General features: G+C 56.6%; 7 protein-coding genes and 1 tRNA gene. 3 read left to right on the top strand and 5 right to left on the bottom strand.

All coding sequences use genetic code 11. The annotated features are described in order from the left end of the window. Window positions 1-173: 173 nt before the first annotated feature. The gene (locus HMPREF3042_RS02230) at window positions 174-755 is read right to left on the bottom strand and encodes a PPA1309 family protein (protein ID WP_070855949.1); all 582 of its coding nucleotides are present in this window, start codon (window positions 753-755) and stop codon (window positions 174-176) included. A gap of 151 nt (window positions 756-906) precedes the next feature. Here HMPREF3042_RS02230 and HMPREF3042_RS02225 point away from each other — a divergent pair, with 151 nt between their 5' ends. Beyond that, window positions 907-3,891 (top strand): UPF0182 family protein, encoded by a 2,985-nt coding sequence (locus tag HMPREF3042_RS02225; protein WP_070855948.1) that lies wholly within the window; start codon window positions 907-909, stop codon window positions 3,889-3,891. A gap of 200 nt (window positions 3,892-4,091) precedes the next feature. Beyond that, window positions 4,092-4,165 (top strand) — tRNA-Met (locus HMPREF3042_RS02220). Window positions 4,166-4,500: 335 nt separating this feature from the next. Here the strand turns inward: HMPREF3042_RS02220 and HMPREF3042_RS02215 are convergent. Then, window positions 4,501-4,905, bottom strand: coding sequence for a MerR family transcriptional regulator (locus HMPREF3042_RS02215; RefSeq protein WP_034664654.1), 405 nt, complete (start codon window positions 4,903-4,905; stop codon window positions 4,501-4,503). A 169-nt stretch (window positions 4,906-5,074) separates the two neighbouring features. Here HMPREF3042_RS02215 and HMPREF3042_RS02210 point away from each other — a divergent pair, with 169 nt between their 5' ends. Further along, the gene (locus HMPREF3042_RS02210) at window positions 5,075-6,634 is read left to right on the top strand and encodes a SulP family inorganic anion transporter (RefSeq protein ID WP_070855947.1); all 1,560 of its coding nucleotides are present in this window, start codon (window positions 5,075-5,077) and stop codon (window positions 6,632-6,634) included. 169 nt (window positions 6,635-6,803) lie between these two features. Here the strand turns inward: HMPREF3042_RS02210 and HMPREF3042_RS02205 are convergent, their stop codons facing one another. Genes HMPREF3042_RS02205 through mobC form a run of 3 tightly spaced genes read right to left on the bottom strand, consistent with a single transcriptional unit; the run spans window position 6,804 to window position 9,271 of the window. After that, on the bottom strand, window positions 6,804-7,340 hold the full coding sequence (locus HMPREF3042_RS02205) for a hypothetical protein (protein ID WP_224783739.1): 537 nt from the start codon (window positions 7,338-7,340) through the stop codon (window positions 6,804-6,806). After that, window positions 7,318-8,928 carry a relaxase/mobilization nuclease domain-containing protein gene (locus tag HMPREF3042_RS02200; RefSeq protein WP_070549416.1) on the bottom strand — a complete coding sequence of 537 codons (1,611 nt, stop codon included), beginning with the start codon at window positions 8,926-8,928 and terminating at the stop codon, window positions 7,318-7,320. The genes HMPREF3042_RS02205 and HMPREF3042_RS02200 overlap by 23 nt, the downstream gene beginning before the upstream one ends. Next, window positions 8,909-9,271: a plasmid mobilization relaxosome protein MobC gene (mobC, locus tag HMPREF3042_RS02195; protein ID WP_070549414.1), complete on the bottom strand. Its 363-nt coding sequence runs from the start codon at window positions 9,269-9,271 to the stop codon at window positions 8,909-8,911. Before mobC ends, HMPREF3042_RS02200 begins: the two co-directional genes overlap by 20 nt. Window positions 9,272-9,354: the final 83 nt, after the last annotated feature.

Here is a 9,354-nt window from a genome sequence, read left to right as displayed (position 1 = left end):
AAGTCCGACAGAACCAAGTCCGACAGAACCCTGAGTAGATACTTAGAGACGTGCCTTTATCACTTTGTTATACAACTAGGTTCTAGTCCTGATGTCAACCGGAACCAGCTAGTTATATGTATATTCGGCGCTTTCAACGCCTCTTGTTTGTCTCTTATCGCTGGTAGGTGGAGTTATGAGTTACTTCCGAACGTGGAGTACAGCGCAGCGATGACACCATCGGCTACCCCAGAACCATCTTTTAGCTCAATCTCATCTTCAGCAAAGGGGCCACGCTCATCCAGTTCCGCTTCTGTGGGGCGCGGCTGAATCAGCGTTAGGTGTGGACCTTCACTGATAACACCACTGAAAAGACGTGCCTGACGAGCCGCCTCACCATCCGCCTGCGCCCGCACCTCATCCAGTGATGCACCCTCAAAACTGTCCGCTTGCTCCGGGGCAATCACCATAATCTCCTGTGCCAGCACGGCACCAACGACACCTGCCGGCCACGATGTCCGAGCGATAAAGTCCGCCAACTCAGGGCTACCACCTTCAATTCCCTCGGGGAGAGGTTCCTGCGCAACGACAGTCAGCGGGGCGCTGTTAATCAGCTCGTCGGCAAGCACGTCGGCAAGCGCGGCGGTGGGGACGAGGGCGAAGAGACTCGGGGCGCGGTCCCAACCTTCGGCGTGGACGTATTCGACAGCCTCGCGTACGGCGCGATTGAGTGCCTGCTGGCTGAGATGAGTCTGGGTTCCGCTGTTTTCGCTCATGACGCTTGACGACGCCCCTTTCCTGGCAACGCTGTATTAACAGCATCCTTAGTCAAATGTTAGGAACTTTATTTAGAGTAGATGACAGATAAGCGTACGACCGACTTACCAGCTCGCTGGCAAGTCAAGTTCAACTTGGACAGGAGAGACGTTGTCTCTAAACCAGACTCGACCGAGACGATCGGCGGGTGGCCGCCCGGGGTGGCTGGCAATTACCGTGTTGGTGATTGCCGCGCTGACCTTTGTTATTCCAATCGCCGTCAATTTTTATACGGACTTTCAGTGGTTCGGTGAAGTGGACTATCGAGGGGTATTCGCCACCACGTGGCTCACTCGTATCGTCCTGTTTATCACCGTAGGCCTGATAACGGGCGCACTGACATTTCTATCTATGTGGCTGGCGTGGCGCTCCCGTCCCGTCGACCTCGGGCTGACGGATCCGCGCAGCCCGCAGGCAGTGTACCGACGGATGGCTGAATCTGGTTCGAAGTCGATGTTCACCACGCTGCCTGTTGTATTCGGCGTACTCGGTGGCCTTGTGGGGCAGGGCAAATGGCAGACGGTGCAGCTGTTCTTAAACCGACAGTCCTTCGGTGAGACGGACCCGCAGTACGGCAAGGACTTGGGCTTCTATGCGTTCCAGTTGCCGCTGTGGTCGTACATCGTGTCGACGCTGGTTGTCCTGGTAGTTATTGCGTTCCTGCTGTCGCTGGTGACGCATTACTTCCTTGGTGGTATCCGCCCAGGTAATCCGACTACAGGGGAGAAGACCCGCGTTTCCAATGCGGCTCGTGCGCAGTTGGCGTGCTGGGCCGGTGTTTTCATGCTGCTCAAGGCTGTGTCTTACTGGCTGGACCGCTATGAACTGCTGAATAACAAGCAGAAGACCTTCACCGGTGGTTCCTACACCGATATCAATGCGCTGCTGCCGGCGAAGATTACGCTGCTGGTCATCGCAATTGTCGTGGCCGCTGCATTCTTCGCAGCCATTTTCTTGCGCAATCTTTCCATCCCGGCGTTTGCCACCGTGCTGATGTTGGTTTCTGCGGGGCTGATTGGCGTGGCCTGGCCGATGGCAGTTGAGCAGTTCTCGGTTAACCCGAACCGAGCTTCCAAGGAACGTGAATACATTGCGCGCAACATTGAATCGACGCGCTACCACTACGGGCTTACCGACGACAAGGTGAAGGTCGAGCGCGACTGGGGTGTTCCGGCTGAAAAGGAAGGCGATAAGGAAGCCGCGAAGGAAGGTGCGGATTCGATTTCGCGCGATGCCGCTACTCTGGCCAATATCCGAATTCTGGATCCGGAAGTGCTGCCACGTACCTTCACGCAGCAGCGCCAGCTGAAGAACTTCTATGGTTTCTCCGATCCGCTTGCCATTGACCGCTACCAGATTGATGGCGCGTCCCGTGACTTCATCGTCGCTGCTCGTGAGCTGAACCCGCAGACGCTGCAGGGCAACCAGACTGACTGGATCAACCGTCACACGGTCTACACCCACGGCAATGGTTTCGTTGCCGCGCCGGCTAACAAGGTCGATGAGGTTGCCTCTGAGTCCGGTTCCGCCCGCGGTGGTTACCCGTTGTACACCGTGGCTGATCTGTTCGAGTCCGAGGACCCGAACGGCATGAACCTGAACCTGAAGCAGCCGCGCATTTACTACGGTCCGGTTATCGCCAACAGCGATGCCGACTACGCGATTGTCGGCGGCAATGGTGACGGCAAGGACTACGAGTACGATGCTGACGGCCGAAACTTCACCTACGACGGTGAGGGCGGTGTTGGCGTTGGCGGACTTGCCAGCCGCATGATTTTCGCCACCCGTTACCAGGAACTCAACATCCTGCTGTCCGACCGCATTGGGTCGGACTCCAAGATTATCTACAACCGCGATCCGCGTGACCGTGTTCAGAAGGTCGCCCCATGGCTGACTACCGACACCAAGACGTACCCGGCTGTAGTCGATGGCCGTATGAAGTGGATCGTCGACGGCTACACCACGTTGGCCAAGATGCCGTACTCCCAGCGCATGAGTCTTCAGGAGACCACGCAGGACTCCATTAACCCGGATGGCACTCCACGCCCGCTGCCGAACAGCGAGGTCAGTTATATCCGCAACTCGGTCAAGGCGACCGTCGATGCCTACGATGGCACCGTTGAGCTCTACGAGTTCGATGAGAAGGATCCGGTGCTCAAGGCCTGGGAAGGCGTCTTCCCGGGTGCGGTGAAGCCAAAGTCAGAGATTTCCGAGGAGCTGCAGGAGCATCTGCGTTACCCGGAGGACTTGTTTAAGGTTCAGCGTGAGCTGATGGCCAAGTACCACGTCAGCGATCCGGGTGTGTTCTTCGCCAACGATTCCTTCTGGTCCGTCCCGTCCGATCCAACCGCACCGGAAGAGAAGAATCTCTCCCAGCCGCCGTACTACGTTGTTGCTTCCGATCCGAAGACCGGCAAGCCGAGTTTCCAGCTGATTTCCGCTTTCCGTGGTCTGGAGCGCGAGTTCCTCGCCGCCCAGATGAGTGCTTCCTCCGATCCGGAGACGTACGGTCAAATCACCATCCGTGCCCTGCCGACCAACACCCAGACCATGGGTCCACGTCAGGCGCAGGACACGATGATGTCCGCAGATGAGGTCGCCCAGGACCGCACCCTGCTCGAGGGTACGAACGTAGTCACCAACGGTAACCTGCTGACGCTGCCGGTTGGTGATGGCGAGATTCTCTACGTCGAACCGGTCTACACCCAGCGCAAGGGCCAGGAGACCGCATTCCCGAAGCTGCTGCGCATTCTCGTTGCTTACCGCGGTCAGGTGGGCTACGGTGCCACGGTCACTGAGGCTCTGAGCCAGGTTGGTATCGACGCTTCCGCCGTGACCAAGGTTCGAGGTGAGGAAGAGGCCGAGGAGCAGCCGGAGGATAAGGACAAGGGCGCCGCCGCCGAGTCCGACGACGAGGCGCCGAAGGAAGAGCGCAAGGTTGATGTCGCTGCGCGTGACGACGCCGCTCGCCGTATCTCCGACGCGCTACAAAAGCTTAACGACGCCCAGAAGAACGGTGACTACGCAGCCCAGGGCCAGGCACTTGCTGAGCTTGATCGTGCCGCCGCTGACTATCAGAAGGCTAACGGCCAGTAAGGTTTACAGAGAGTAAGGCTTGCAACGAGAGATTAGCCGAGAATCATAGGTTCTTATGGTCTATAGGATCCCCAGGTTGTAGCGAAACCCGCTATGACCTGGGGATTGGTCTTTGTTGGGACCTCCGTGCTACAGTTACTTCTCGTTGGCCAGAGAGGTCAGCACCCGCTGTGAGTGCTTGTAAAAGCCAGGACAGTTGACGCGGGGTGGAGCAGTTCGGTAGCTCGCTGGGCTCATAACCCAGAGGTCGTTGGTTCGAATCCAGCCCCCGCCACTAAGAAGAGACCCCTACCGGTGTAAACACTGGTAGGGGCTTTAGTTATTTCTCTTAAGGCGCACGTCCTGGGACTCAAATCGGGACTTTAGCGATGGCATTTTGTCACTTAAGCCGGTTTGGAAGTGATGGGGTTAAGTGACAATTTTCGATTTTGTGACCTTGGATGACTGTGTCGTTTTGAGGAGTCGTCTGCACGGATTTCAGAAGTCCTCTGTACTATCGCCATCCACTCCGGAGAGGCCGCGGGCGTTCGTCCACTTCATCTGGAACGCGATTCGACAGAGCGCATTCAATACGATGGTCTTTTTCTCCCTGCGAAGGATGGGGGCAGTTTAGGGTGCCAGGGTGTTGACCAGATCGAGGAATTCCTCAGCGTAGGCAATTTGCTTGCGTAGCTTTTCGTAGCGGGTGCGCGTCTCCTCACGAATGTCGGCAAGGGTGGCCTTGGCATTACTCCGTGCCTGCTGTGCGGTATCACTTTCCTGCCCGCCATCTGAACTATGAAGAATCTCCGCAGCTTCCAGGAATTCCCGCATCTGATCCAGAGTAAACCCCAGCGGTTTCATCCGTCGCACCAGCAAAACACGACGTACATCAGCCTCACTATAAAGCCTGAACCCACCAGGGCTACGCCCCGATGGGGTAATCAGGCCGACGTTGTCATAATAACGCAAGGTGGGAATCGACAACCCCGTCTGGTCAACGACCTCGCCGATCTTGAAATTACTGTTTTGCATTGCCTGTTCTCCTTCACGGTGATGTTGCCCACGGGTTCCTGTGCCTGGGTTGGCGGTTGAGTAAAACTCCCGCTACCATGACCACCATCACCAAACCTAAAGTTACTAGAGGGTTGGATTCCTTTCGGGCGTTCGCCCAGTTACCTATCCCCTCAAAGATTGGACATCTATGACTGAAACTAGCACGGCGGCCCCCCGCCCCCTCCTGAGTCCAGACGGCGCTGATGCCCCTACCGGGATCATCGCATCCTTCCGTTACGCATTTTCTTCCCCCGCCCGTATCCGTATAGAGATTCTGGCCGGACTGGCGGTATCCCTGGCGCTGATCCCTGAGGCCATTGCCTTTTCCATCCTTGCCGGTGTTGACCCAGCCATGGGTCTGTTTTCCTCGGTAGTCATGGCCATTGCGATCGCCTTTACCGGTGGCCGCCCGGCAATGATCACCGGCGCCACCGGGGCTATTGCCCTAGTCATTGCTCCTGTGGCGCGTGGTTACGGGATGGATTATTTCATCGCCACCGTCCTGTTGGGCGGTGTCCTACAAATCGTGCTCGGCGCCCTCGGTGTGGCGAAACTTCAGCGTTTTATCCCCCGATCGGTGATGCTGGGTTTCGTCAATGCACTGGGCATTATGATTTTCACCGCCCAACTCGAACACCTCATTGATGTGCCTTGGATAGTCTACCCACTCGTCGGCTTGGGTGTGGTGATCATGATTTTCTTCCCCAAGCTCACCAGTGTGATCCCCGCCCCGCTGGTCACGATTATCGTGCTCACCGGTTTGGTCATTGCCGCCGGTTTGACTGTCCCGACGGTCTCGGACATGGGCAAGATGCCGGAGACCTTACCGTCCCTGTTTATTCCGAACGTGCCGTGGACGTTGGAGACCCTGCAGATCATCGCGCCTTATGCCCTGGCCATGGCCGTGGTCGGTCTCATGGAATCGTTGATGACCGCCAAGCTCGTCGATGACATCACCGACACTCATTCCGATAAAACTCGTGAATCCTGGGGACAGGGGGTGGCTAATATTGCCTCCGGTTTCTTCGGCGGCATGGGTGGCTGCGCGATGATCGGTCAAACCATGATCAACGTCCGCGAATCCGGGGCACGTACCCGCCTATCCACCCTGTTAGCCGGTGTGTTCCTGCTGGTCCTGGTCCTGGCACTGGGCGACATCGTTGGCATGATCCCGATGGCTGCGCTGGTGGCAATCATGATCATGGTCTCGGTCGGCACCATCGACTGGCACTCGGTGCATCCACGCACCCTTAAACTCATGCCGGTCTCTGAGACCATTGTTATGGCCATGACGATTATTGCCACCCTAGCCACCAGCAACCTGGCCATTGGTGTGGTGTTGGGTGTGGTCACCGCGATGATCATGTTCGCCCGTCGGATGGCACATATCGCTTCCATTGAAAAGGTCTCCGAGATCGACGGCGACGGCGATGGCGAGATTGATACTCGTACCTACCGGGTGCATGGCCAGTTGTTTTGGGCATCAAGCAATGACCTGGTTTATCGCTTTGATTACACCGATTCTGCCCGTCATATCACTATTGATCTCACTGAGGCGGAGATCTGGGATGCCTCCACGGTCGCGACCTTTGACGCGATTACGCAGAAGTTCCAGGACAGAGGCAAAACCGTGTCCATTATCGGGCTCGACGGTCCCAGTCAGGACCGGCTGAACCGCCTGTCTGGCCGGCTTGGCACCGGCCACTAACATCCCCCGACTCGAGCACATCGACTTGGCGCCCCAACTTATAACCGGGGCGCCAGTTTATTGGTGCTGTTGCAAAGTTGGGGCATAGGAAGAGCATAAAAGAAGCGTAGCGGTTAACCGCTACGCTGTGTTGTGGGGATTTTTACTTTTTACGGTGCACGTGTTCTAGTTAGTGGTTCGTTTCTTTCCTCGGGTGATTGCGACGGTATTCCTCGACTAAGTGAGCAATACCCGGCGCAGCCTGGGACAACATCCAGGTCATAAGCGCTATAAGAACCCCTATGACGATAAGTGTTAACGCCAACCAGCCCAGTGTTGGGCCGATGCCGTTGGCCTCCTGGACGTGACCCCACAAGGCAGACACGCCGTCGGGTATGCCGAGCATACTTAGCAGCCCGTTCCCCAAGGCTCCGACAGCAACGAGTGCGATAGCAACGAAGAGAACACTGGCTGCAATCCACGAGGCAGACATGCAGGCCTTAATAAAGTTCGTGTTCGACTTTTCCATGTCGTCGTTGTACTTTTTGCGCTCTGCACGTATCTTCTCCAGCAGCTTTTCGTTGGACTCCTTCTCCTGGAGCAGGGCGCTGCGAGCCTTCTTAGATGCTTCTGCTGCCTTGTGCAGGCTTTCGGACTCTTTCGACATTGCCTCAGATACAGCTACTTCTACCAGCGGTTCCAGGCTAGAAGTCAGGCTCGAAGTCATCTGAGCGTTCAGGCTCTGGGCTACTGCTTGGCTGGAATCCTTGTCGAGATGGATGGGGCTTTCGGCTGCTTTGAGTACCAGCTGTTGCATCCTTGTCAGACGCGACATCTGCTCGCTTATCTCGATTAGGTACCCTTTTACCCCCTCCAGGCCGTTGGGCAGATCCTCGATGTTCCTTATCAGCCCGGTGATCATCTGCTGCACTTCCATCATCGTTACTTGGAAGTGACTGCTGCTCACGTAGTTCTTGTTTGCGGCGAGATTGCTTTTTACGTTCCTTAATTCGCTTTCCGCTTGCGTCAACCTCGTCGAGAAGTCGCTGGGCAGAGAACTGAGAATGTCCCCTGTATTCTCCGGCAGACTCTTCAGTTTCTCCTGCAGCGTCTTGATAGCCTTCTCCGCCTTGTCCAGGCGTGGGCTGAGAACCTTCAAGACGCTGTCCATCTTGCCTTTCGCCGCTGCTTGGGCTAGCTTCGTCATCTCGGTCACTGACACCATGATTGAATACCTCCTGGTTGTTATAGTTTTCTTCCTCCTCGTCATCGAGAAGGCTGGAGCCGTATTTCGCCTCCAGGTCGTCATCGGTTGAATTGGCTTGAAGTGCTGCAAGCTGCCGCGCAAGAAGGGCTGATTGGGCCTCGTTAACGCGTTCGGTCACACCCTCTAGCGAGTAGCTGCGGCCCAATTTTGAGCCAGCTTTAGCTGCTTTACGCTTTCGAGTACGTCCGGCCTTCGTGGTGTTCGTGAAGTAGGCATCCTCGCCGTCGTCGTCGACCAGGGCCACGGTTAGCGACTCACCCTCGGTTTTTGAGTTGGGCTGCACTTTTAGAGACAGGTTGTATTTGCCAGCAATCTCTACTGCCTTCGCCAGTGGGTCGTCAGCATCTGCCACCTGTTTATCCGCGCACAGCTCATCCATGCGCTTGCGGGCAAAATCAGCCCACGTGGCTGCGGTCAGCTCATCCACGCCCAGGCCCGTCGAGTCTGTGGACTTGCCCTCCTTGCGTGCCCTGCGCTCAGCAGGAAGCAGCGATATTTCCGGCTCTCGCTCCAGGACACGCATCCCCAAATCGCGCATCAGCTCGTCGTTGATATTGCGCAGCTTGTACCAGTTGCGCATATCCCGAGGTGCAGCCTTCTTTGTCTGCGTATCGTGGTTGGCAAAGACGATATGGTTGTGGACACAGCCGCTTTTACTGTCGGTGTGCGTAGCCACGGTAAACGGAACTCCCGTGCCCTGCGTCAGCCGCATCGCCAGCTCTGAGCCAGCCGCATTAGCCCGAGCTACATCGGCCGGGTTATCCTTATCCAGCTCGTCTTTAGCCCACGATTGGATATAAATAATTGCTTCGTCAGTGCGCTGAGCCGGAGCATATCGCTCCATTTCTTCCACACTGGCTTCCATGAAGTCCACACCCGACCAACGGCCAGCCGTAGCCTCCGGAGAAAACGATTCAGCGTTGGGCTGAACCGTGCATAAGGCATCAGCTCGCACCTTGCCCTTGCGGGCATTGTCTGCCGTTCCATAGACGGCATAGACCGTCGCCGCGCGGATATTCTGGCTGTAGTTAATCTTGATTGTGGACAAAGCCCTTCACCTCTTTACGAAGAGAAGAAACCTCGGAAGCAATCGCTTCTACAGCCTCAGACACAGGTGCAACGCCGTCGATATTCGCGCGCCGCGCCACCTGGTTCAGATTGACACCAATCCGACGCAGTTGGTCATTCATCTCGTCTAGGCGGCGCAGAGTGTCCGGGGCCAAACGCTTCTGCGTTAGTACGCTCCCCTCCTCTGCGAGGACGTAGAGAGCTTCCCGGAACACGACGGCTTTTTGCACCCCTGAAACCCGTGCAACCTCCTCGACAAATCGGTCTAAATCCTTATCGAGGCGCACGGTTGTACGCGAATATGCCGAGAACTTGTCTCGCATATCCACCTCCTACATGTCGTGCTTACTGTGGCAGGGTGGCCCCGACTGCTGATGCAGCCAGGGCCACAGTCTGTTTGTGAGGG

Source organism: Corynebacterium sp. HMSC074C05 (genome assembly GCF_001838325.1).
In the GTDB taxonomy this organism is placed as follows: domain Bacteria; phylum Actinomycetota; class Actinomycetes; order Mycobacteriales; family Mycobacteriaceae; genus Corynebacterium; species Corynebacterium amycolatum.
Note: the sequence above shows the minus strand (reverse complement) of the source record. Positions and strands in the feature narration are given on the sequence as shown.

What these genes read in the sequence shown, in the direction of transcription:
- HMPREF3042_RS02230 (WP_070855949.1), bottom strand. Translation starts at nt 755, where the DNA reads ATGAGCGAAAACAGCGGAACCCAGACTCATCTCAGCCAGCAGGCACTC.
- HMPREF3042_RS02215 (WP_034664654.1), bottom strand. Translation starts at nt 4,905, where the DNA reads ATGCAAAACAGTAATTTCAAGATCGGCGAGGTCGTTGACCAGACGGGG.
- HMPREF3042_RS02210 (WP_070855947.1), top strand. Translation starts at nt 5,075, where the DNA reads ATGACTGAAACTAGCACGGCGGCCCCCCGCCCCCTCCTGAGTCCAGAC.
- HMPREF3042_RS02205 (WP_224783739.1), bottom strand. Translation starts at nt 7,340, where the DNA reads ATGACTTCGAGCCTGACTTCTAGCCTGGAACCGCTGGTAGAAGTAGCT.
- mobC (WP_070549414.1), bottom strand. Translation starts at nt 9,271, where the DNA reads ATGCGAGACAAGTTCTCGGCATATTCGCGTACAACCGTGCGCCTCGAT.